This window comes from Streptococcus suis, from assembly GCF_019794615.1.
In the GTDB taxonomy this organism is placed as follows: domain Bacteria; phylum Bacillota; class Bacilli; order Lactobacillales; family Streptococcaceae; genus Streptococcus; species Streptococcus suis_AI.
The window spans coordinates 1-23,555 of sequence record NZ_JAIMDU010000019.1; the positions used below are offsets into that span (position 1 = coordinate 1).

The following is a 23,555-nucleotide window of genomic DNA, read 5'->3' on the forward strand; positions in this document are numbered from 1 at the left end:
GTCAAAAAACAGAACTTAGTCTGAGACTAAATTCTGTTGATTTTATGCAGTTTTCTCAGAGTAACTTCTGGAAGAACGGGAACTAGAACTTACTTTGAGAATTTACCCTTTTTTATTTTTGACGATCCAGTAAATCGTTTAGAGTTGAAAAATCAGAGTGTCATAGCAAAGTTTATATCCTTTGACAATTCAATAAACATTGGTTATGTATTACCCTTTTTGTAGGTAATGGAATGTAGGAATGAGAGTCAGCATTGTTCATGTCTACTGGTTGAAGCTAGAGCTATGTTTGTTTCTTATTTTACGGTTGCAGAAGGAAGGTGCTACTAGAGAATTTCAGTTAGCAGGGAGTGTAAATTCTATTCAAGATCTTATCTGATAAAAAAATAGAAGACAATCTCATCAGACTATCTTCTTTATATGGATTTGTTTTCTACTGTTTCAATACACCAAGTGATAAGCTCATCGAGTCGTTCAAATTGATTTGTCATATGGAGGTAGCCCAAAACTGCCTCAAAACCTGTAGACATACGATAAGTCACAATATCTGCATTTTTAGCCTTTGTGTGGCTATTTGCATTACGACCTCTTCGATAGATTTCTTCTTCTTTCTCATTTAATAGCTGAGTTTCTAAGAGAGCTACGATAAGACTGGCTTGTGCCTTTGCCGAGACGTATTTATTTGCTTCACTGTGTAATTTGTTGGGCTTGGTCAATCCCTTGAATATCAAATGTCGCCTGATATACATAGAATATACTGCGTCACCTTCAAAAGCAAGAGCAATTCCGTTGATAAGGTTCACATCAACTACACTAGTCACGTGTCCACCTCACGCCATCTTTTGTATCTAATAATTTAATCCCTTGCTCCGCCAATTCATCCCGAATACGGTCCGCTGTTGCAAAGTCCCTATTGGCACGCGCTACTTGCCGCTCCTCAATTAAGGCTTCAATCTCACTGTCTAAGACCTCTTCCTCAAAGACAATTCCAAAGACTGCCAACATTTTTCCAAAGGCTTCCTTGACAATGGCATCATAGTTTCCGGAGTTGATCCATTTGGCAAAGTCGAAAATTGCTGTAATGCCATTTGCAGCATTAAAATCATCATCCATTGCAGTCTCGAACGCCGCTAAATGTTTAGCTAATACCGTGTGATTAGACACATTCAGCACTGGTTGAGTATAGGTGTTTTTTAAGTATTTTAAATTAGTTTCCGCATCGGAGATAGCTTTCTCCGTGTAGTTCAGTGGTCGGCGATAGTGCTGGGTCGCAAGGAAAAACCGTAAAACTGGCCCATCAATGTTCTCCAACATATCATGTGCAGTTAAAAAATTCCCTAATGACTTGGACATTTTTTCATCATTGATATTCAGCATAGCATTATGCATCCAGTAATTTGCGAATGTCTGGCCTGTTTTACATTCTGATTGGGCAATCTCGTTGGTATGGTGCGGAAACTCCAAGTCTGCTCCGCCACCATGAATATCTATGGTATCTCCCAATATCTCTGTTGCCATAACCGAACACTCGATATGCCAGCCTGGACGACCTAGACCCCAAGGACTTTCCCATGACACTTCTCCTGGCTTAGCTGATTTCCACAAGGCAAAGTCAAATGGATGTTCTTTCAATTGCCCCTCTCCATCGACACGCCCAGATGCTCCAGCTTCTAACTCTGACAAAGTTTTATTGGCCAAACGGGCATAATTCTTTGCCTTTTCAACACGGAAATAAACATCCCCTTCTGCTTCATATGCATAGCCCTTATCCAATAGAGCTTGGACAAAATCAATGATTTGGTCCATATAATCGATAACACGAGGATTCTTGGTTGCAGGTTTAACTCCTAATTTTGCCACGTCATCCTTAAATGCCGCAATAAACTTATCAGATAATTCCTTTGTTGTCATACCAGCTTCATTTGCAGCTTTGATAATCTTGTCATCCACGTCCGTAAAGTTTGAAATGTAAGCTACATCAAAGCCACGGTATTCAAAATAACGGCGGATGGTATCAAAAGCTACCACACTTCGTGCATTACCGATATGAATATAGTTATAAACCGTTGGTCCGCAGACATACATTTTTACCTTGCCTTCTTCCAAGGGTACAAAATCACGTAAACTGCGGGTCATGGTATCGTAAATTTTAATCATAGATTCTCCTTTACTTCTGAACATTCTTCAAGGTTTGGTATTTTTGATACAGTTTTACTAGCCAATAGGCTGTTGCTGCCAACCAAATCATCCCAACCTGCCAATTACCTTGTGAAAATTTAACGATAAATAGAATCGTTCCAACGATAGAAGTCAAGATATAGGGCCAATTCTGTTTCACTAATTCTTTTAACATACTGTACTTTCTAATTTTTTAGCAATGTCCATCGCGATTTCAAAGAAAGTCATACAGTCAACATTTCTCTCCTCACGACGAGTATCCCACTCATTGTTATGGTGGTCCACATAATCAGCTGTGTAGAAAAATTGATAGACATTAGCCTGTCGGAACTGGGACCATGCCATAATAGCTGATGCTTCCATATCAACCACCATTGCCCCAGCAGTCAAGCGACGTTTAACCTTAGCTGCTGTTTCTCTATAAAATGCATCTGTCGTCCATGTCTTAGTCCGAACATGTTCAATTCCTGCTTGATCCAAGGCTTCTTCCACGGTCAATAATAGTTCCGAATGATAGCTAATCTCATCACTGGCTGGTGCATAATGATAACTAGTTCCCTCATCGCGTAAGGCTGAGCTTGGTAGGATAATCTTATCTACTGCAATAGACCGATCCAGTACTCCACAAGTACCAAATACAATAAAATTTTGAAACCCTTTGGCTTTCAATTCTTCTAGGTTCCCAACAATCATAGAAGCTCCAATTGGGGCTAACATGACACCAACTCTCACTCCACTTTCTTCATAAATATACCATGGCAACCGGCCATTTAGATTGTGAAGAGCTCCACCCTCATATACATTTTCGAACTCGGCAACTCTCTCAATAATTTCCCCATTAAATGACAGAATTAAAGTATTACAGGTTTCACCACCACCCCGAATAGAGGCATCTGTCGGTTCAATGACCGCAGAGGTATTTTCAAATTCTTCTAGTAGCATTTCCCCTCCGAATCTTGTCCCTTACAACTCTACAAATGTGAGGAGCGATGGCTAGCTTCTCTCAGTTCTGCTAGCTTGGTTGTGTAGTATTCACGACCGCCTTCCATATCATGAATGGCTTGCTCATCTTTTTTCCCATGAACACGGACAATTTTAGCTGGCATGCCGACCACTGTCACATCTGCTGGCACATCGGCTAGGACAACGGCAGCTGCACCTACTTTCGCATTTTCTCCGATTTCAACAGGGCCAATCACCTGGGCATGTGCAGAAACGAGTGCCCCTTTTCGAACTGTTGGATGACGCTTCCCTGTATCCTTCCCTGTTCCTCCAAGAGTTACTCCATGGTATAACATTACACCAGATTCGACAATTGCAGTCTCACCAATTACCAATCCTGCGCCATGATCAATAAAGACTCCCGAGGCAATTTCTGCACCTGGATGAATTTCAATGTTGGTCCAAAATCGCCAAAACTGACTGTGCATCCGAGCTAATAATTTAAAACCATTTTGCCACATCCAGTGAGAGAGACGATGAGCAGCCAGTGCCTTGACTCCTGGGTAGGTCAAAAGGACTTCCAAGGAGTTCCGTGCCGCCGGATCTTTTTCTTTTACAATTTCTATGGTATCCTTCCACCAACCCATGACTTCTCCTTCTAGCGAGAAGACAAGTCCATTTCGGGACTTGCCTACTTCACCATTATTTTTTATCTACTTTATGAAATTTAAATTCACCAAAGTTATTATCTTTTTTCTCTTTGTGTTCTTTATGACGACGAGGTTTTTCTGAACGTTCACGTTTTTCTGGTTCCACATAGCCTTCTGGTTTTGGTAGAAGAGCTTTCATAGAAGCATCAATACGTCCCTTATCATCAATTTTTATCACCTTAACATCTACAACATCGCCAACCTCAACCAAATCTTCTGGTTTATTGACACGTGTCCAAGCCATTTCAGAAACGTGGACGAGGGCATCGGTCTTGTCAAAAAGGTTGACAAAGGCACCGAATTTCTCCAAACGAACCACTTTTGCTTGGAAGACTTCGTCCACTTTTGCTTCACGGACAAGACCAGCGATGATTTCTTTTGTGCGCTCAATTGCAGCACGGTCTGGTGAGAAGATCGCCACAAGACCGTCTTCGTCGATATCAATTTTCACGCCAGTTTCTGCAATAATCTTATCGATGGTTTCACCACCCTTACCAATAACAATCTTGATCTTATCCACATCAATCTTGATAGTGTCAATCTTCGGTGCAGTTGGTGCCAAGTCAGGACGAACTTCTGGGATAGTCGCTTCGATGACATCAAGGATTTCAAAACGTGCCTTCTTAGCTTGTGCCAAGGCTTCTTCCAAGATTTGTGGTGTGATACCGTCAATCTTGATGTCCATTTGAAGGGCTGTGATACCGTCACGAGTACCAGCTACCTTGAAGTCCATATCGCCGAAGTGATCCTCAAGACCTTGAATATCGGTCAAGACGGTGTAATTGGTACCATCTGAGATCAGACCCATAGCAATCCCTGCAACGGGTGCCTTGATTGGCACACCACCTGCCATAAGGGCAAGGGTACCAGCTGTGATAGATGCCTGTGAAGAAGAACCGTTTGACTCCAAGACTTCTGCTACCAAGCGGATAGCGTAAGGGAAGTCTTCCAAGCTAGGCAAGACTTCCTCAAGAGCGCGCTCACCGAGAGCACCGTGACCAATCTCACGACGACCTGGTGCACCGTAACGACCAGTTGAGCCAACTGAGTATTGCGGGAAATTGTAGTGATGCAAGAATCGTTTCTTGTACTCATCATCTAAACCGTCGATGATTTGGGTTTCTCCCATTGGTGCCAAGGTCAAGACAGAGAGGGCTTGCGTTTGACCACGGGTAAAGAGACCTGAGCCGTGAACATTTGGCAAAAAGTCTACTTCTGCATCCAAAGGACGAATCTCATCCACACGGCGACCATCTGGACGGACCTTGTCTTCAGTAATCAAACGACGAACTTCTGCATGCTCCATGAGTTCCAAGATTCCATGGACATCACGCATGATACGGTCAAATTCTTCGTGTTCAGCGTATTTTTCTTCGTAAGCTGCGATGATAGTCTCACGAACGGCATTGGTCGCATCTTCACGGGCCAATTTTTCTTCAACCTGCACCGCTTTTTTCAAATCGTCATTGTAAGCTGCAACAATCTCAGCCTGCAATTCTGGGTCCACTTGAAGAAGCTCCACATCTGCTTTTTCCTTACCAACCGCTGCCACGATTTGATTTTGGAAATCCAAAAGTTCTTGAATAGCCGCATGACCTTTCAAGAGTGCTTCCAACATCACTTCTTCTGATAATTCTTTGGCACCCGATTCAACCATGTTGATAGCGTCTTTGTTACCAGCAACTGTCAATTCTAAAAGGGATGCTTCTTGTTGAGCTTGATCTGGGTTAATAATCAATTCGCCATTAACATAACCAACCTGAACACCAGCAATTGGACCATTGAATGGAATGTCTGAGATTGCTAATGCCAATGAGGAACCAAACATGGCTGCCATTGGAGCAGATGCATCTGGATCATAAGAAAGCACTGTGTTGATGACTTGAACTTCGTTACGGAAACCTTCCGCAAACATTGGACGAATCGGACGATCAATCAAACGAGCTGTCAAGGTAGCATCAGTTGACGGACGGCCTTCACGCTTCATCCAGCCACCTGGGAATTTCCCTGCAGCATACATCTTTTCTTCGTAGTTAACTTGGAGGGGGAAGAAATCACCAGTTGCCATTTTCTTAGACATAACAGCTGCAGTTAGTACTGTTGAATCTCCATAACGAACAACTACTGCACCATTGGCTTGTTTGGCAACCTGACCAGTTTCAACGACTAGTTTCTTGCCAGCAAAAACCGTTTCAAATACTTGTTTTGACATGAATTGTCTCCTGTTTTTTTCTGAAATTTTTCTTGCGTGTTTTCTACAAAAGACAATCAAACAGCTTGTTTCACTCTCTTTTGCACAAAATCACGCATAATTCTTATTTTATCATATTTTAGGTAGAAATAAAGGCTTGAAACTATTTTTGACAAGAAAACATACTCATGACAAACTCAATTAAAAAGTTTTCAAAATAGTTGGAGGTAGAAAATGGAAACTTGCCATCTTGTAGTTCCTAGTTTAAAATGGAAGAATCAAATCTTAGCCTATAAAGAAGCATTTAGCAATGAACATCTTCATGGTGGTGGCAAACTGCAACAATTTGAAGCAGTTGAGGAATGGCTAGAACACATTCAAGCAGTGTCATCTTATGGGACAAGTCATACAGAACGTTCTCCTTTTTCTACATTTCTTTGTATTCGTGAAATGGATCAACAGATGGTTGGCATTTGCACTATTCGCCACGATCTTAATCACGAGCATTTAAAGAATTATATTGGTCATATCGGCTATTCTATTCACCCAGAAGAGCGAAGAAAAGGCTATGCGACTGAACAACTTCGACTTGCCCTACTGGAAGCTAAGAATTTGGGAATTGACCAAGTCTTAATCACCGCTGCAGATTGGAATATTGCCTCTCAAAAAACCATCCTTGCAAATGGTGGGGTTTATGAGGATACCCGTATTGACCCTAATAGTAGCGAGCGTATGCTTCGATATTGGATTGAAAATTTGTAATATAAAAACCTCCAATGATACTAAATCGCTTGGAGGTTTTTGAGTTACCAATTATTGAACTCTCAGCACAAATACTCGTTTTATATAAAGGTAAAATGAAATGGATGTTTCACATAATCCAACAAAGGGATATCGCTTTCATGGACATAGCCAACAACCATTTGGCGGTCGTCCTGAGGCAAGTCGACCAAACAAATTTCTAGTTCTGATTGATAGCGTAGAAACCGTTCATTAGCAAGAACAATATCTCCTCGTTTCCGATGTTTTGCTGGCCCTTGAATTGCATACCCTTTTAACTGATTCCTTGAATGGCTAGCACGTATGACATAGTCGCTAGCATCAATTCTATTTTCAAAATACATTTCCTTCAATTGCTTTGGAACCTGTGCTGATAGAGCTATTATGCCTTTTGTCAGATATGAAAATCGTTCTAAGGAAGCACTTGATAAGGCATTATCCCCAATACATACATAATCACTTTCACAATACATCATACAATCGAGCGCAGATTGAATTGGATGAGATGCTCTATGTTCTTCAACGGTTGGAAGCCCTTCAAAAAGTGGAAAACGCTTGTTGTCCCCAGGAATAAATGTGATGACCTTTATTCCATAAGAGTGTAACCGACTATTTAGGTCACGAACACTATTCCTTCCCAAACCTGTATAGGGTTTAGGATAATAATTATGACATGCTAAAACTCTTGTTTTCTCAACACCATTTTCCATCATCTTTCTCAGAAGGGCATCTGACAATGTAGATGCATTTAAGACAAGTAAAAAATCTTCCGACAATGATTTCATGACTTCAATAGTAATTCCATCATCAATCCTAAGTGCTTTAATACCGAGCTTTTTAATCCCTTCTTTCCCAAATCGCTTCAAACTATCTTGATTGATATCCACAATCAAGATCAGCCCTTCTCGTTGACATTTTGTTACTATATGACGAATTTTTTCGTCTCCCTTCTCTTCTTCGTTTATATTAAGCGAAGAGAAAACAAAGGAAAATCCTGCATTTTGATATTCTATAAACCACTTTTCCGAATCAGCAAATGAGTTAGATAAATAGAGTGAAAAACCAAAACGACTGAAGAAATCATTAACTTCCATATACGGTCTCAATTCTATCTTCATCCACACCAAAGAACCAAGTTAGTACAAAACCACCTACATATGCAGCCAGCATCGCTATAACAAATTGCAGTTGGCTTCCAGGTACCATGATTAACAGTCCAAACAAACCAGAAACTCCTTGAGATACAGTCCCTAAATGGAATAATACTGCCAAAATTCCGCCAAAACCTGAACCTAAACAAGCGGTTAGGAAAGGTTTGCCCAAAGGCAAAGTGACAGCGTACATCATCGGTTCACCAATTCCCAATATTCCGACTGGAATAGAATCTCGTGTTAGTTGTTTCAACTTTTTATTTTTTGTTTTCAAAAAGAGTGCTAAACCAGCCCCGACTTGTCCACCACCTGCCATCATCAAAATAGGCAAGAGATAATTTATACCACCTGTTGGCCCAGACGGATCATTCAACAAAACATGTATTGGAGTCAATGCTTGGTGTAGTCCAACTGATACCAATGGTAAGAAGCCTGCTGACAAAATATACCCACCTACTATACCTAGTTTCTCATATACAAAATTTAATCCACTATAAATAGCTGTGGTTAATACTTCTCCAAGAGGCTGAATGACTAACAAAGCAACCAGTCCACCCAATATGACTGTACAAAGAGGAGTCAAAAAAGTGTCTAAAAAACTAGGCATATATTTTCGGATATTTCTTTCTAGAAATGCAAAGAAAATCCCAACAAATAGAGCCGCTAGCAAACCGCCTGCACTAGGTGAGAATGCCTTGTCCACAAAAGGTAATAAAATTGATTTGTCATCCACTACTGTCAACAAAGGCATTGAAGGAACTGCCACAGACATAGCTCCGGCCATTGCTCCCAAAATCGGACTTCCTTTAAATTCTTTTGCCGCATTCATTCCAACATAGATTGGCAAAAAAGTAAAGAGTCCCCAACTCATAGTCCTAATACATTGATACCACCATTCCATTGCAAAAGCATTCCCGGTTGATACATTAATGACATTTGTAATCCCATTTATCAATCCTGCCGCAATTATTCCAGGTAATATAGGTATAAAAATATTAGCAATTTTTTGCAAGAATCGTTGAACTGGCTTGTCGTACTTCTCTTTATTTATCCTTTTGTTTGTAGCAGCAACATCCGCTGTTGTGTAATCTTCTTCAACACTTCCCAATGATATACCTGTCAGTTCTGAAAATGCTTGGCCAACCTTTGTCACTGTTCCAGGCCCAAAAACAATTTGAAGTGTATCTGCCTCAACAACTCCCAAAACACCTTCTATGTTTTTGAGACTATCAAGGTGAACCAGCTTGTCATCTCGTAACTGTAAACGAAGTCGTGTCATACAAACTGCATTCCCTAGGATATTTTCCCTGCCACCAACATTTTCAAGAACTTGCTTTGCAACATCTTTCGTATTTTTCATTTTAATTCTCCTTATCCAAAATTGATTGAATTGCGAATGAAATGTGATTATGATAGTTTTCCAGAAGTTTTTTTGCCTCTATTTGATCAAGTTGACTCAACTGCATCAAGATGGCTAATTTCACATCTTGGTTGGCTTGTTGAAAAATATGTTCCGCCTCCATCTCTGTACAGCCAGTTGTTTCACAAATAATTCTTTTTGCTCGTTGAATCAGTTTTTGATTGGTCGGTTGCACATCTACCATGAATCCTCGAAAAACTTTTCCTAGTTGTATCATCGAGGTGGTAGAAATCATATTCAGAATCATTTTTTGAGCTGTCCCAGCTTTCATTCGACTAGATCCCGTTACAACCTCTGGTCCAACCAATACTTCAATCGGAGCATCTACCAATGGGGAGATTTCCGCATCTTGTACACAGGAAATACTGGCCGTCTTTGCTCCAATTTCACGAGCATATGTGACCGCCTCAAGGACATATGGAGTTCTTCCTGAAGCAGCAAGCCCGATAACCACATCCTTCGGCGATATACCAATTTGTTGCAGATCCTCTACAGCTGCTGCTCGGTTATCCTCTGCCCCCTCTTTGGCGGCACGTACAGCCCCATTTCCTCCAGCAATAAGTCCTTGCACTAACTCTGGAGAAACTCCAAAAGTCGGCGGACACTCCGAAGCATCCAAAACTCCTAGCCTTCCTGAGGTTCCCGCTCCGATGTAGATTAGTCTGCCATCCTTTTTCAAGCAGTCAACGACTATTTCTATTACTGCATTAATTTGCGGCAATATACGTTGTACAGCTAAAGCAACCAGGCCATCTTCACGATTTATGTAGGCGGTGATTTCCCCGATAGACATTGTCTCAATAGCAAATGAGTCTGGATTGGACTGCTCTGTATTCAATCGTTCAATATCCATCTTATTCTCCTTTCTTTTTTTGTAAACGTTTGCTATAATCGTATTATACAACTTATGTATTATTATTTCAATATTTTTTAGAAATAAAAGAAACTTTGTAACAAGCCATGTTAGAAGGGAATCATTATGAATAGAAACATTTTAAATCACTCGATAGAGAATTTAACCCCTACCGAAAACAAATTATTGGATTATATTGAAGAGAACATCCATCGTATTGAAACAATGAATATCTATCAATTAGCCGATAACGCCGGAGTATCAACAGCTACAATCAGTCGAATCAGTAAAAAAATGGGCTATTCTAACTTTAATAAGTTAAAGATAGAGATAGCCAAATCGAAATATGATGATTTACTTAATGCTCACTTCACGCCATCAGATTCGATTGACGATATTTCTACTAAATTAATTCATTCAATAACAATTTCAAATCAACAAACCATCAGTTTTCTAAACTTAGAAGAATTAAAAGCCGCTGTAAAATTGTTACAAAGCGCTTCTCGAATTTATTTATTTGGAGTTGGGGCATCAGGTATTGTTTGTAGTGACTTTTACTACAAGCTGAGTAGAATAGGTAAAACATGTATTTTTGCACAAGATACGCATATTCAGATGGCTAATATTGCAACCGCTGGAAACGGTGACTTAGCAATCGGAATTAGTTATAGCGGAATGACAAAAGAAGTCGTTGAGCCACTTCGTTTCGCAAAAGAAAATGGAGTTTCAACGATAACTATCACTGGAACTGGTAAGAATCAATTAGCAGATTTAGCCGATATTACATTTAGAATCCCACGACATGAGCATGAACTTCGAGTCGGGGCTATTACATCACGAAGCAACTCACTTTTCCTAACCGACTTGCTTTACCTAGCACTTATCCAAAATCACAAACAAGAAATTACAGCTATCTTAGAACAAACAAAACGTCTTACAGAAGCAATCAAATAGACCACCTGATAAATCCACTACAAAAGCAAATCCTCTAAGCTCAATCGAATCTTTAATTGAAGCAACTCATACAATAGTGAAAAAACAAAAAACACAGCTCAGTATACAAGATACTGGTGCTGTGTTTTTTTGTTTCTATACCTGCTAATTAACGACGCAAGCCAAGTGAATTGATTAATTCGCGGTAACGGTTAACGTCTGTGCGGCGGAGGTATGCCAACAAGTTACGACGGCGACCGATTTTTTTCATCAAACCACGGTAAGTTGCGTGGTCTTTTTTGTGTTGTTTGATATGGTCGTTAAGGTGATTGATTTCCCAAGTAAGTACTGCTACTTGTACTTCAACTGAACCTGTGTCGCCTTCATGACGCGCATATTGTGCCATGATTTCATTTTTTTTCTCTTTTGAGATTGCCATAATGTATACTCCTTTTTATTGAGCTCAATCCGAGTGACAGGTTGGCGACCTGTGACCAAGAAAAAGCTAGATTTGTCCTTTTGGACCTTATCCATTCTATCAAGGAACGGTGCTTTTGTCAACTGATTTGAGCAATTGCTGAGCTGCTCTGCTATTTCTCCGACAGACCTGTTTGAACTGCTTCAATTAAGTCGTTTTTCCATATTTCAATCGCATCTACATGCAAGGCAAAATCAAAATCCTTGAGATTCACTTGAACCTGCAATCTGTCTTTTTGGTAACGAGCCATCAGCACGATTTGATCCAACCCTTGCCCCATATACCAATAGATCGCTTCGACACCTGGATTGTCCACAACATCTGCCTGTATTCTGACCGCAACTTCATTTAAGCTGGCTGAACTAGTATCAAAAATTCGACCATATTCGTGGTCTGCCATTACATCTGTCTCATACCAAATATGAAGAGTGTTGCTATACATTTCTTTTGCTAATTCTTTCATGAGCGTCTCCTATTTTCCTTTACTATAGCACAATCCATAAAAAAAGCCAGCCTGAGCTGACTTCAAAATTGAGTGAAATTACTTGGCATTTTCAGCTTTTGGCAAAATGAGGTTAAGGATAATCCCAACGATTGCCGAGAGGGCTGTTCCTGAAAGGGTAATCGCACCAATATTCAGAACTGCACCACCAAGTCCTAATACCAACATAGAACTTGCAACAATTAAGTTACGAACTTGACCGAAATCTACTCGACTTTCAATCAATACTTTCAAACCATTTGATGCAATAACACCATATAGTAAGATGGACATTCCTCCGAGAACGGCACTTGGAATGGTAGAAATGAGTGCTGTAAATTTACCCAAGAATGAGAAAGCAATTGCAATAAAAGCAGCATTGCGAATAACCGATACTGACGCGATGCGAGTCATACCGATAACCCCTGTATTTTCTCCATAAGTCGTATTGGCAGGACCCCCGATTAAAGCTGAAACAGCTGTCGCTACACCATCACCAATCAAGGTACGACTGAGACCTGGGTTTTTCAAGAACTGACGACCACAGATTTGGCTGAGAACGGTATGGTCACCGATATGTTCAGCTACAGTCACTACAGCAATTGGTAAAATGGCAACCATCTCAGGTCCGAAGTAAAAATTATACGATTTGAATACACCTGTTTCAAATGGTAAATAGAATCCTGGCAACTCAAACCATGCTGCTTCGAGCACAGGTGTGAAATCCACCAGACCAAGCAAGAGAGCAACAATATAACCACCGATGATGGCAATTAAGAATGGAACAATCTTGGCGAAGCCTTTCCCTTTGGTATTGACAAAAGCCGCGATCAAGAAAGTGACTATAGCTACGACAACATTTTTCCAGTCACCATCCGCCACAAAACCTGCAGAAGTAACTGCCGAATTGGCAAGGCCAAGACCGATAACGATAATCATAGGCCCAATAACCACGGGTGGTAAAAGAGTATCAATCCATTTTGTACCAATGGCTTTGACAAGACCTGCAATCAGTACATAAATCAGACCAACAAAGAAAATACCTGTTTGTGCTGCTGAGACATCTCCGCCCATTTCTTTGATAGCTAAGGCCATAGCTGAAATATAGGCAAATGAAGAACCAAGATAAACCGGTACTTTAAATTGAGTAGCTACTTGGTAAATCAGGGTTCCAATACCAGATGCAAATAGGGCCACGGATACGGGCATTCCCAAAATCAAAGGTACTAAAATCGTTGCACCAAACATGGCAAACACGTGTTGGAAACTGAGCAAAATCCCTTGAAGAGGAGCTGGTTTCTCATCGACATCAAACAAAAGGTTGGCTTTTGTATTCATCATTCTCCCGCTCTGGGTACACAAAAAGACCCAGACTTTCTAAATTTACATAGTCATAGGCCCTTAATGAATTATCCTGTTGTCTTTCTCACCTCACGGGATGAGTTTAAAAACCTACGCTTTTGACATTGTAGCATAATCATTCAACTTTTGGCAAGAAATTTTAAAAAGTTTTATTTTTTAGGAAAATGACAGGCGAGGAGCGAGCTCTATGCCACCAGGCGATTTCTGCTATTTATCCGATTCCTTCTCCACATACGGCGTGATATAGACCTGTCCGTCAAGGTATTCTGCCAGGAAAATATCTTTGAGTTGATAACCTTCCTGTTCCAGTTGTTCTTGCAGCCAATCCTGATTTTTCCCTATCAAATCCAGCACATCTTCGTTGATGTGGGCATTGCTGATAAGGGGGAACTTGGGATTTTGAGAATGTTTGTCCAAAATCGTCAAGCTACCATTGGGCTCCATAATGGCACTTTTAATATCTCTGGTTGATTGCAAGCCTGCCATACGAATATGGAGCATGAGTTGGTCAGCTGACAGACCGACACGGGTACAATTTTCAACATTGACCTGACCGTTCTTCACTAACACGACAGGATTTCCAACCACCAAGGACTTAATCCACTTTTGATTGACCAATAATTTCACAACAATGACCACCAAGGACCAGATTAAGAGGACGATGATAAAGGTCAGCAGGGAAATGGTGTTATTGTAGATAACCCCTCCAATGATGCCACCGAGGACATAGTTTTGGATTTGATTGAGTGGTGTATTGGCAGAAAACTCATATTTCCCTAGGATATTGATTTGCAAAATCATCACAAAAATCCCAAGAATAAACTTACAGGCTACTAATAAATACAAATCCATAGTCTACTTCTCCCCGTTGATATAAACATTGTGGTCAATAACATGCGTACGGACCAAGGTATAGGAATTGTTGTCACTATTGAGGTGAACGGTGTAATTTTCCTCATTGTACCGCACGATGATGCCGTCTTTAAGAGTGGTCGAGTTGACATAGACCTCTTTCTCTGATACTTGATTATCTATGGCGACACTTTTGATAAATTGTGTCAATACCTGAGATTGTGTGAAGTCTTGGTTATTTTGCATATAGTCTTCAATTTGAATACCCAAGATGATAAACATCAAAATTACCATGCCGATACTAATGTCCCGTAGGCGAGTGTTGATACGGTTTCGCATATAGTAGAGGCCCGTCGCCGTAGCCACAATCAGCAAACCGATCAGCAGAATCGACCGCAAAACAAGATTGAAAGATTGATTCTGAATAATGTAATCTAAATCATAAAAATTCATGCAAAAATAGTCCTTTCCAAACAGATTTTCCCATTATAGCATATTTTTACAAGAAGAAAAACAGACAGAAAATCTTCTGCCTGCTCTGCTTTTTTCCCTTAAAACTTCCCTAAATTCGTCAAATCTTTTTTGTCTGGCATGACTTCTTTGTTGTCCCAGTGCTCGACAATCTTTCCGTCTTTGAGGCGGTAGATGTCAAAGTGGGCGTAGTCCTGACCTGCAATCCAGACTTTCGAATAAGCCACGACATAGTCCCCCTGTCCCATCACCTTAAAGACAAAATCGTAGTTGACTTGATTCTCTACCAGATAGCTCTTATAGGCTGCACCGCCTTGGGCGATTTCTTGGTTATGCTGAATCAGGCCTGCTGCCACATAGTCGTCAAACTTGTCGATTTCCCCATTTTGAAGGACATCTACCAAGAAACGACGGACGATTTTCTTGTTATCCTCGGTCTTGTCTAAGTCTGTCAGCTCAAAGTCTGCGTAAATCGGGTCTGTTTCACCAATAGTTTTTGGATAGGAATCAATAACATCCCAATGCTCAACGATACGACCATTTTCATCCGAACGGAAGATGTCCGCCGTCACCCACTCAGCCTCACCATCATTGAGTTTCTGGTGAACATGGACAAAGACAAAGTTTGCATCTTCAATGGCACGCACAATGCTGATTTCCCGCTTGGGATTGCGTTTGAAAAAGTCCTCAAAGAAAGCCGCAAAGCCCTCTTTCTCATCAGGCACACCCGTACTGTGCTGAGTGTAAGTGGCTCCCATATAGTTTTCATGAACTTCCTTGATTTCCCCGTCGTGAATGCCACGGAGGTAAAGATTTTTAGCGTTATCTAGTTGATGTGACATGATGATCTCCTATTTTATTAAATTCTCTTGCTTTAAGTATTCCCTAGCCACTTGCTCTGCCGACTTGCCTTCCACATCGACCGCATAGTTCATCTGGGTCATCTCCTCGGTCGAGATGTTGCCCGCCAGGACCCCTAGGACTTGCTCCAACTCAGGATATTTCTCTAGGGTTTCTTTGGACAATAGCGGAGCGGCCTGGTAGGGTGGGAAGAGCTGTTTGTCATCTTCAAGGATTTTCAGCTTGTAAGTAACCACCTTGCTGTCTGTCGAGAAGGCTTCTACAATCTGCACATCTCCGTTTTTAATGGCTTCGTAGCGAAGGGCAGGCTCCATGGTTTTGACATTGAGGTTTAGTCCATAAAGATTGGTCAATCCGACATTACCATCCTCACGGTCGTTAAACTCTAATGAGAAACCTGCAACAGCAGTCTGCTGCACTTTTGCCAAATCCGAAATCTTTTCAATGCCATTTTTCTGAGCATAATCTTCTGTCACCGCCAGGGCAAAGGTATTTTGAAAGTCTGTCGGAGCTAGGTAAACCAAGCTGTCCTGCTTCAAAATTGCTTCCTTGGCGTAAGTGTAAACTTCCTCAGGGTTATTGGACAGGTCAGACGGCGGATTGGTCAAAAGGGTGGTCGTAATGGTTCCAGTGTACTCTGGATAAATATCAATTGAGCCTGCCTTGAGGGCTTCATAGAGGAAGCTGGTCTTGCCAAAGTTTGGCTCCACCTCTACCTCGATATCGGTCTGGTCTTCAATCAAAAGTTTGTACATATTGATGAGGATTTCAGGCTCGGCACCCAATTTCCCAGCGATGACCAACTTTTTCGATGAAGACTGATTGAGCGGAACATAACTAGCTCCGACCGCCAAGAGTGTCACCAAAAGAGCCGCTAAAATGGTCCGTGGCTTCTTGTCCTGCAAGAACTTGATAATCGAGCCAAAGAGAACTGCCAAAACAGCTGACGACACTGCTCCAATCAAAATCAAGGCCGAGTCATTTCGGTCAATTCCCAAGAGGATAAAGGAGCCTAGACCACCTGCACCGACCAAGGCCGCAAGCGTAGCCGTCCCGATAATCATAATAGAAGCCGTCCGAATACCAGACATAAGAATAGGCATAGCTAAGGCCAGCTCGAATTTACGCAGTTTTTCTAGCTTAGTCATCCCAAAGGCTGTCGCAGCTTCTTCCAGCGAAGGATCGATTTCCGAAAGTCCAGTTAAAGTCCCTTGTAAAATGGGGAAAATTGCATAGATGACCAAGGCCACTACTGCAGGTAAAGTACCTATACCCATAAAGGGAATAAAAAGCCCTAAAAGAGCTAAGGATGGAATGGTTTGGAAAACACCTGTCACCTGCAAGCTCCACTCAGTCAGCCTTTTCTTGTTGGACAAGACCAAGCCCAGTGGCACCGCAATAGCAATGGCGATGATCAATGCCAAGAGGGAAATCCGCAGGTGCTCAAAGAGGGCTGTCAACCAGTCTGCCTTGCGTTCGATAAAAGTTGCAATCAACTGATCCATTAGGCACCTCCCCTATTTTTCATAAATTCGATGACAAAGTCGTTGGCAGGCTGGTTACGAAGTTCATCAGGCGTGCCCAATTGAACCACTTCGCCTTCCCTCATCAAGCAGATACGGTCTGCCAGCTTAACTGCCTCATCCATATCATGGGTAACGAAAACCGTTGTCATCTTGAATTCCTCGTGTAACTCCTTAATCAAGTCTTGCAACTGCCCCTTGCTAATTGGATCCAAGGCTGAGAAAGGCTCGTCCATGAGCAGAACCTTTGGATTGGCAATAATTGCCCGCAAAATCCCTATCCGTTGCTTTTCTCCCCCAGACAAGTCCTTGGGTAGACGCCCCAGATAACTATCTGGATCCAAGCCAACCTTAGTTAAAAATTCTCTTGTTTTTTTCAAGGTTTCATCCTTCTTCAACCCCTTCATCTCAGGAATGAGAGCAATATTTTCTGCCACTGTCATGTTTGGAAAAAGAGCAATCTGCTGGAGGACGTAGCCTGTTTCCAGTCGCAAGTCACGCAGATCAAAATCCTTGAGTCGTTTGCCCTGAAAAAGAATATCTCCTTCTGTCTGCTCGATCAAGCGGTTAATCAATTTCAGCGTGGTTGTTTTTCCGCTACCACTTGGTCCAATCAGGACAAAGAACTCCCCTTCTTGAATGTCAAAGGTCAAATTCTTCAAGATTGGCCCACTGACCTTACAGGTCAAGGACACATTTTGGTAATCAATCATCATTTTCTCCTTGTAATAATTTCGTCAAAGCCTGGCTATACCGCTCGGTCAGCTCTAGCAAGCGTTCCTGGTCTTCCAAGCTGAGCTGGGACAGGGCTGTTTTTTCGGCTTCTTCCAAGGGATCTAAAATCTGACTGGCAAACTGCTTGCCCGCTTCTGTCAATTTGACCTTCTTATGCCGTTTGTCTGCTGGATTTTCCTCAAGGTAAACATAACCATTTTCTATAAATTTCTTAATAGTCGCATTGACCACCTGCTTACTAGAGTAAGTCTTCTTACTGACCCAATTTTGTGTCACACCTCCGGGATTATAATAAATCCACATGAGAATGGACAAGCACTTACCATTGAGCCCCTGCCGGCGAGCGTAGCCTTCATAGAGACCGACTTGCTGGTCAAAGATGCGAGCATAGGCTTTACTGCGTTTTTGTAGTTCTGTCATCGTCTCTCTCCTCATTTAGCACAATCACCTTGCCAAAAGCCTCTGGCCCCTCTAAATAGTGATGAGCCTCCTGAATGGTGTCCAAGCTAAAAACCTTCTCAGGCCCAACTGGCACCTGATAATGTGCAATATAATCAAACATCTCCTGCAACTTGACCTGATTGACATTGTTCGAATAAAAAGTAGTCAGGTAGACATTCTTTCGCAACTGCTCAATGGGATCAAAGTCCTCCAGATACCACTTGCCACCCAGCTGCCCCGTCGAACAGACAATACCCCCCTCTTCTAGATGAGCCAGCGAATCCGACAGGGTAGCAGGACCAACCAGCTCAAAAATCTTGCTAAAGGTCTGGTCCGTCTGCAAACGTCCGTCTTTTTCAAGGATGACTTGGCTAAAACCAGAGGCAAGCAGCTGATCCGTCTTTTCTAGATTGCGGACAGAAGCGTAGATAGGCAGGTCTGGAAACTGGCTCCGCACCAATTTGACAAAGGCCTGTCCAACCCCGCTAGCCCCCGCACGCACCAAGATTCGATCTGTCGCTTCCAGCTTGAGATTTTTCATGGAGCCGTAGGCAGTGTAGTAGGTTTCAGGGACGCTAGCTAACTCCGCCCAGCCCAAATCAGTCTGGATGGGGTAGAGAGTCCGATTGGGCACCAGAGCATACTCTGCATAACCACCGTCGAAAGCCCGACCTAGCTCGCCCATGATGGACACGACTGTTTGCCCGACCGGTAATCTCTCTGGCTCTGTTGTGTCCTCGACCACACCGACCAGCTCAATCCCCAATATACGTGGAAAAATCACGCTTGGTGACAGTCCCTGTCTGGTAAAAATCTCCGAATGGTTGATGCCAAAGCCCTTGATTTTCACCAAAGACCAGCCTGTTTTGACCTGCGGTCTAGCCACTTCTTTTACTTCCAAAACTTCTGGACCACCAGCTTTTGAAACCACAACAGCTTTCATCTGCCCACTCCTTTGTAATTAGTCAATCTTTTTTACTATTTTATCAGAAAAAGAAAGATAGTCAAGTTTTTTGACTACTTATCTCTGCAGGAGTTCTTGGTAGATTTCCCGATCTAATTCCTTAAAAACATTGAAGACAACCTTAATATTCGGGTGTCTCTTGATAAAAGAGCGAACAGTTTTTACCGCAATCTCCGCGGCCAGCTGATTAGGGAAACGAAACTCGCCTGTGCTGATGCAACAAAAGGCAATACTGGTCAGCCCATTTTCCACAGCCACTTCCAAACTTTTCTGATATGAGGAGGCGAGCAATTCCTCATCTTGAGGACTGACCTCCGCCTGAATAATCGGTCCAACCGTGTGAATAACATAGTTGGCTGGCAGATTGTAAGCTGGCGTTATCTTGGCCTGACCTGTTGCTTCCAAGTGGCCCTGAGCCTTCATGAGTTGATAACAAGCCAACCGCAATTGAAGCCCTGCCTGCGAATGAATGGCATTGTCAATACAGCGATGATGTGGGACAAAACAACCCAAGAGCTGACTGTTAGCCGCGTTGACAATAGCATCTACCTGCAAGCTGGTAATATCCCCCTGCCAGAGATAAATCTGTGGCTCCACTTCCTGTAAGTCGGATAGACTAGTCACGGTTTTCTGAGCCAATTTTTCCTGTAAATAGGCATCTTGCAAAGTCCAAAACTGTGCTGGCAGTACCTTGGGCTCCCAAAGATTCATCAAAGCTCGCAAGGTCCATTCTTGTTCGTCCTCTGTCTGAGGCAACTCCAAGTCAGGTGCCAGATAGTGAATCAATTTTTCTAGTTTTTCCATGCACTTACCACCTCCTGCATTTCTTGATGAAAGGTCAGAATTCCTTCACGCTCTGGGTCTTCTAGATTGACCCGAATCAGACTGGCACTTGGCAGAGTCTGATTCAAGCGTTCAAAGGGAAACTTGATAATGGTCGGCGTATTGTAGCCCACACCCAGCTCCAAAAAGACAATTTTTTTCGCCGCATTTTCCTGTAAAAATGCAATGTAAGCTTCTTCTTGTCTGTGCCAGTTGATATCTTCAACAAAACGATTGTCCACTCGCAAATGGCTCATCATATCTGCCCCACATTTCGGACATTTGGGAATAACATCAGCTCTAACCTCCAATCCTTGACGGCTGGCAAGCATGGTTTTCAAGATTTCTTTATTGGAATAAACGCCATCATGACAAGGCACTGAGCATTGAAATTCACCGTAATTTCCCTGGACTTCAAAGATTTTCTCTCTTTCAAAACCAGCTTTTTCAAACTGACTATCAACATTGGTCGTGATAACAAAGTAATTCTTGTCCGCCACCAGCTCATACAAATCCTGGTAGAGTGGCAGGCTGCCTGTCTGGTAGCGATTGAGATAGAGGTGCTGGCTCCAGTATCCCCACTTTTTCTCCTTGGTCGCAAAGGGATAAAAGCCAGCGGAATACATATCTGTCAGCCCATATTCCTTGATAAACGGTGCAAAATGTTTCTCAAAACGTGGGCCTGAATAGGTCAAACCTGCCGCACTGGACAAACCAGCACCCGCACCAATCACGATTGCATCTGCTTCTGCAAGCAATTTTTTAGCATGATCTATTTTTTGAATCTCCATCTTAACTCCACCTCAAATAATATAATTCCCTTGCTTTTTTCAAGCTCTGCCATTATACTAACACTATCAGTATCTTTTGGAAAGTATGCACCTTAAAGTAGGGTAGTTACCCCAAAGTAAGAAATGTATATTTTCAAAGAAAAAGCAATCTAATTTTTTTGAAAAAGATTTTGGAGGAAGCCATGACCAGTAAAAAATTACCTCAAGATTTGCCAGCCTGTCCAGTCGAAACGACCTTGCTCTTGATTGGTAGCAAGTGGAATATTCTCATCCTGCGTGACCTGATGAATGATACCAAGCGCTTTGGGGAATTACAACGCTCCATTGGTTCTATCAGCCAGAAAGTCTTAACTAGTAACCTGCGTGACCTTGAAGCCAAGGGTATTGTGGACCGAAAGGTCTACCCAGAAGTTCCACCCCGTGTGGAATACTCTCTAACAGAACTCGGTCGTTCCTTAAAACCAATCCTCGACTCGATGTCGGACTGGGGAGAATGGTACCAAGAACAACAAGCAGAATAGCAAGAACTCCGACTAGATATTTCTAATCGGAGTTTTTTTACATATATCCGTAAAATTCCCTGCGAACGACTGCTGAATGGACCCAGTTAATCAAAGTAGTAAAATCAAAAACTGGTAGTCCTGTTACTCTATGCAGAGCAGCTGCATAGGGAGGTAGGTCACTACATTCCAGCAAAATGGCTCCAATTTCTGGGTGGTTGGCTTGCAAATCCTGAACGACTGCTACTAAGTCTGACTTCAAACGCCCATTGTCCAAAAAAGGCTTATTGTAGCGAATTGGAGCGAAACTATCCAGACTACCGATTTCCTTGACAATACAGTCTTCAATGGAAGCGTTGGCTTTGGCGAAAAAATCTGCACTCGCTCCCTCACCATCTGCTACTAGTACCGCAATTTTCTGGTCTGGTTTGAGTCCCATTTTAATCAAGGGAATTTGAAGCACACTAGACAAATAGACAGGAACTGCTACAGCATCTCGCACCTGATCCTGAAAATGGTTAAAGTAACCACAGGCGCCTACAATGGCTCGCACACCCTTTTTCTCTAATTTCTTAGCTGCCTCAATGACCATTCCCAACAGTTTCTCCTCACCATTGAACAGATCCTCAATTTCCAAAACAATATCCTCATAGACAACTGGAAAAGAAAAAGTAGTCGCGTTGGCTACATTCCCCGGCAACTTGACGTAGTTAAAATCGATAGTGATAATCCCAATCGAAAATCCTGCCACAGAGGCATTTTGTACCTGATAGAACTGATCCAATTGCCCAGCTTGTTCAATGCTTGCTCTAAAGTGTGTCATTTATACCTCCTGTTCACGAAAAATACCGTTTTCTAGGTAAGCCAAGGTCTCCTCTTTGCTCAAATGAGCCAAATCTAATTCTTCTAAAGTCAACCCTTCTTCAAAAAATTTTCGACCTGTCATGACTGATCCCAAGACAATCATACTATCAATAACAGGCGTAGCTACACCATATTTTTTTCCTAATTCATGATAGATATGGCAACCAACTGGAACATCTTCTGTCACATAACGATCTTGAATGGTAAAAGGACCCGTTCCATAAGCCATCGGAAATTGTTGATCAAAGGGAACAATACAATCATCTCCCATATATTCAGGCCCAAGGATACTAGTTCGAGATAAGAAATTTTCTTTAGGATAGCGTAGCAAATCGACTCCTATTGCCTCTGCCAACTGAACTTGTTCAAGATAAAAGGCATACTGCACTTCCGCTACCGATTCACTATAAGCATGCGAATAAATCGAATATCGCAATGGATCGTTACCACCAAAAATTCGTCCAAAATTCTCCATCACACTTGCCCCTAAAATAGTTCCTGGACAGTGCAAAACTGGATTGACATTACTAAAACCTACATCTAAAACTGTCTTACCTCCAGAAACACCATCGCCTTCTGTAATGGCATCAAAAGCACCAATAGCTTTTGAACTCTCAAGAAAAACATCTTGATCGGTTAATGGCAATGCAGCACCACGCAAAGTTATGGCCCGATATTTTAATTCAATTTTAGGAGTCATAACCCCGCCCTCCCTAATGATTCGAGCACCATATGGGGCACTGGTCCAGCCACCGATAATAATCTGCTTCTGACAACCTAACTCTCTCATTTTCTTACGAAGTTTCAAACTTCCAAAATTATCAGGAATGATATGTACAATCATTCCGTCTTCCAATACCGGCACTAAGGCATCAAAAAATATGTCGTGTGCAATAGATGGTACAGCAACAATGATGATTTTTGCCCCACTCACAGCTTCCTCGATTTTGTCTGTCACTACGTCAAAAAAAGCACGTCCGCTACGTTCAAAACCGTAAAGACTGTTTTGCCCACCTGTGAGGGTAATCCCTGTTTTTTCTATATTCTTTAGTGTATCTTTTGCAAATTCTGGCAATTCAAATAAATGTACCCGATTCCCAGCCAATTTAGAATCCGCTCCTACAGCCTTTCCAACTGCACCCGCTCCAAGAATCGCAATCGGGGCTTTTTTCCATTCTTCAACTGACATAAATCCCTCCCGTAGTCGTTTCTTCCTAGTATACCAAAACCAAATTCTCTCGGCCAATACCAA

26 protein-coding genes are annotated in these 23,555 nt (G+C 42.1%); 3 read left to right on the forward strand and 23 right to left on the reverse strand.

Translation table 11 applies throughout. The annotated features are described in order from the left end of the window. Positions 1-416 precede the first annotated feature (416 nt). The 6 genes from K6V43_RS06525 to pnp are packed head-to-tail and all read right to left on the reverse strand — an operon-like array spanning position 417 to position 6,042. Complete coding sequence (locus K6V43_RS06525; RefSeq protein WP_024391466.1) at positions 417-821, reverse strand: Mini-ribonuclease 3; 405 nt, start codon at positions 819-821, stop codon at positions 417-419. After that, positions 814-2,157 (reverse strand): cysteine--tRNA ligase, encoded by a 1,344-nt coding sequence (gene cysS / locus K6V43_RS06530; RefSeq protein ID WP_160863988.1) that lies wholly within the window; start codon positions 2,155-2,157, stop codon positions 814-816. The genes K6V43_RS06525 and cysS overlap by 8 nt, the downstream gene beginning before the upstream one ends. A 10-nt stretch (positions 2,158-2,167) precedes the next feature. Further along, entirely contained in the window at positions 2,168-2,353 is a 186-nt protein-coding gene (locus K6V43_RS06535; protein ID WP_222382317.1) for a hypothetical protein, read from the reverse strand. After that, entirely contained in the window at positions 2,347-3,120 is a 774-nt protein-coding gene (locus K6V43_RS06540; RefSeq protein ID WP_222382319.1) for a nucleoside phosphorylase, read from the reverse strand. The genes K6V43_RS06535 and K6V43_RS06540 overlap by 7 nt, the downstream gene beginning before the upstream one ends. 29 nt (positions 3,121-3,149) lie before the next feature. Further along, the gene (cysE, locus tag K6V43_RS06545) at positions 3,150-3,767 is read right to left on the reverse strand and encodes a serine O-acetyltransferase (RefSeq protein ID WP_024403247.1); all 618 of its coding nucleotides are present in this window, start codon (positions 3,765-3,767) and stop codon (positions 3,150-3,152) included. Positions 3,768-3,822: 55 nt separating this feature from the next. Further along, the gene (gene pnp, locus K6V43_RS06550) at positions 3,823-6,042 is read right to left on the reverse strand and encodes a polyribonucleotide nucleotidyltransferase (RefSeq protein ID WP_222382321.1); all 2,220 of its coding nucleotides are present in this window, start codon (positions 6,040-6,042) and stop codon (positions 3,823-3,825) included. Between the two features lie 213 nt (positions 6,043-6,255). Between pnp and K6V43_RS06555 the strand changes: the two genes are divergently transcribed. Further along, entirely contained in the window at positions 6,256-6,783 is a 528-nt protein-coding gene (locus tag K6V43_RS06555; RefSeq protein ID WP_222382323.1) for a GNAT family N-acetyltransferase, read from the forward strand. Positions 6,784-6,863: 80 nt separating this feature from the next. On the opposite strand, the gene K6V43_RS06560 is transcribed toward K6V43_RS06555, so the two are convergent. The 3 genes from K6V43_RS06560 to murQ are packed head-to-tail and all read right to left on the reverse strand — an operon-like array spanning position 6,864 to position 10,225. Further along, positions 6,864-7,895, reverse strand: a complete 1,032-nt coding sequence (locus K6V43_RS06560) for a MupG family TIM beta-alpha barrel fold protein (protein WP_222382325.1) — start codon at positions 7,893-7,895, stop codon at positions 6,864-6,866. Then, positions 7,885-9,312, reverse strand: a complete 1,428-nt coding sequence (locus K6V43_RS06565) for a PTS transporter subunit EIIC (protein WP_012775345.1) — start codon at positions 9,310-9,312, stop codon at positions 7,885-7,887. Before K6V43_RS06565 ends, K6V43_RS06560 begins: the two co-directional genes overlap by 11 nt. A 1-nt stretch (position 9,313) precedes the next feature. Then, positions 9,314-10,225: an N-acetylmuramic acid 6-phosphate etherase gene (gene murQ, locus K6V43_RS06570; protein WP_222382327.1), complete on the reverse strand. Its 912-nt coding sequence runs from the start codon at positions 10,223-10,225 to the stop codon at positions 9,314-9,316. Positions 10,226-10,351: 126 nt separating this feature from the next. Between murQ and K6V43_RS06575 the strand changes: the two genes are divergently transcribed. Further along, positions 10,352-11,179 carry a MurR/RpiR family transcriptional regulator gene (locus tag K6V43_RS06575; RefSeq protein WP_105126866.1) on the forward strand — a complete coding sequence of 276 codons (828 nt, stop codon included), beginning with the start codon at positions 10,352-10,354 and terminating at the stop codon, positions 11,177-11,179. Between the two features lie 148 nt (positions 11,180-11,327). On the opposite strand, the gene rpsO is transcribed toward K6V43_RS06575, so the two are convergent. The 12 genes from rpsO to K6V43_RS06635 form a co-directional block, all read right to left on the reverse strand. Then, positions 11,328-11,597: a 30S ribosomal protein S15 gene (gene rpsO, locus K6V43_RS06580; protein WP_024391455.1), complete on the reverse strand. Its 270-nt coding sequence runs from the start codon at positions 11,595-11,597 to the stop codon at positions 11,328-11,330. 151 nt (positions 11,598-11,748) lie between these two features. Then, positions 11,749-12,099 carry a hypothetical protein gene (locus tag K6V43_RS06585; RefSeq protein ID WP_222382329.1) on the reverse strand — a complete coding sequence of 117 codons (351 nt, stop codon included), beginning with the start codon at positions 12,097-12,099 and terminating at the stop codon, positions 11,749-11,751. A gap of 78 nt (positions 12,100-12,177) precedes the next feature. Further along, a complete protein-coding gene (locus K6V43_RS06590) occupies positions 12,178-13,455 on the reverse strand; it encodes a solute carrier family 23 protein (protein WP_222382376.1) in 1,278 nt (425 codons plus the stop codon). Between the two features lie 231 nt (positions 13,456-13,686). Continuing rightward, positions 13,687-14,331 (reverse strand): YetF domain-containing protein, encoded by a 645-nt coding sequence (locus K6V43_RS06595; RefSeq protein ID WP_222382331.1) that lies wholly within the window; start codon positions 14,329-14,331, stop codon positions 13,687-13,689. 3 nt (positions 14,332-14,334) lie between these two features. After that, a complete protein-coding gene (locus K6V43_RS06600; RefSeq protein ID WP_222382333.1) occupies positions 14,335-14,784 on the reverse strand; it encodes a DUF3290 domain-containing protein in 450 nt (149 codons plus the stop codon). 98 nt (positions 14,785-14,882) lie between these two features. After that, positions 14,883-15,644, reverse strand: a complete 762-nt coding sequence (locus K6V43_RS06605; RefSeq protein ID WP_222382335.1) for a nuclear transport factor 2 family protein — start codon at positions 15,642-15,644, stop codon at positions 14,883-14,885. 9 nt (positions 15,645-15,653) lie between these two features. After that, on the reverse strand, positions 15,654-17,168 hold the full coding sequence (locus tag K6V43_RS06610) for an ABC transporter permease/substrate-binding protein (protein WP_222382337.1): 1,515 nt from the start codon (positions 17,166-17,168) through the stop codon (positions 15,654-15,656). After that, complete coding sequence (locus tag K6V43_RS06615; protein WP_222382339.1) at positions 17,168-17,899, reverse strand: ABC transporter ATP-binding protein; 732 nt, start codon at positions 17,897-17,899, stop codon at positions 17,168-17,170. The genes K6V43_RS06610 and K6V43_RS06615 overlap by 1 nt, the downstream gene beginning before the upstream one ends. Beyond that, on the reverse strand, positions 17,892-18,341 hold the full coding sequence (locus K6V43_RS06620) for a MarR family winged helix-turn-helix transcriptional regulator (protein WP_222382341.1): 450 nt from the start codon (positions 18,339-18,341) through the stop codon (positions 17,892-17,894). Before K6V43_RS06620 ends, K6V43_RS06615 begins: the two co-directional genes overlap by 8 nt. After that, positions 18,316-19,305, reverse strand: a complete 990-nt coding sequence (locus K6V43_RS06625; protein WP_222382343.1) for a zinc-binding dehydrogenase — start codon at positions 19,303-19,305, stop codon at positions 18,316-18,318. Before K6V43_RS06625 ends, K6V43_RS06620 begins: the two co-directional genes overlap by 26 nt. 78 nt (positions 19,306-19,383) lie before the next feature. Further along, positions 19,384-20,130, reverse strand: a complete 747-nt coding sequence (locus K6V43_RS06630; RefSeq protein WP_222382345.1) for a protein-ADP-ribose hydrolase — start codon at positions 20,128-20,130, stop codon at positions 19,384-19,386. Next, the gene (locus K6V43_RS06635) at positions 20,118-20,939 is read right to left on the reverse strand and encodes an SIR2 family NAD-dependent protein deacylase (RefSeq protein WP_222382347.1); all 822 of its coding nucleotides are present in this window, start codon (positions 20,937-20,939) and stop codon (positions 20,118-20,120) included. The genes K6V43_RS06630 and K6V43_RS06635 overlap by 13 nt, the downstream gene beginning before the upstream one ends. A 182-nt stretch (positions 20,940-21,121) precedes the next feature. On the opposite strand from K6V43_RS06635, the gene K6V43_RS06640 reads away from it, so the two are divergent. Next, positions 21,122-21,460: a winged helix-turn-helix transcriptional regulator gene (locus tag K6V43_RS06640; RefSeq protein ID WP_105126854.1), complete on the forward strand. Its 339-nt coding sequence runs from the start codon at positions 21,122-21,124 to the stop codon at positions 21,458-21,460. A 37-nt stretch (positions 21,461-21,497) separates the two neighbouring features. Here the strand turns inward: K6V43_RS06640 and K6V43_RS06645 are convergent, their stop codons facing one another. Continuing rightward, on the reverse strand, positions 21,498-22,262 hold the full coding sequence (locus tag K6V43_RS06645) for an aspartate/glutamate racemase family protein (protein ID WP_222382349.1): 765 nt from the start codon (positions 22,260-22,262) through the stop codon (positions 21,498-21,500). Continuing rightward, on the reverse strand, positions 22,263-23,492 hold the full coding sequence (locus K6V43_RS06650; protein ID WP_172006733.1) for an NAD/NADP-dependent octopine/nopaline dehydrogenase family protein: 1,230 nt from the start codon (positions 23,490-23,492) through the stop codon (positions 22,263-22,265). Between the last annotated feature and the right edge of the window lie 63 nt (positions 23,493-23,555).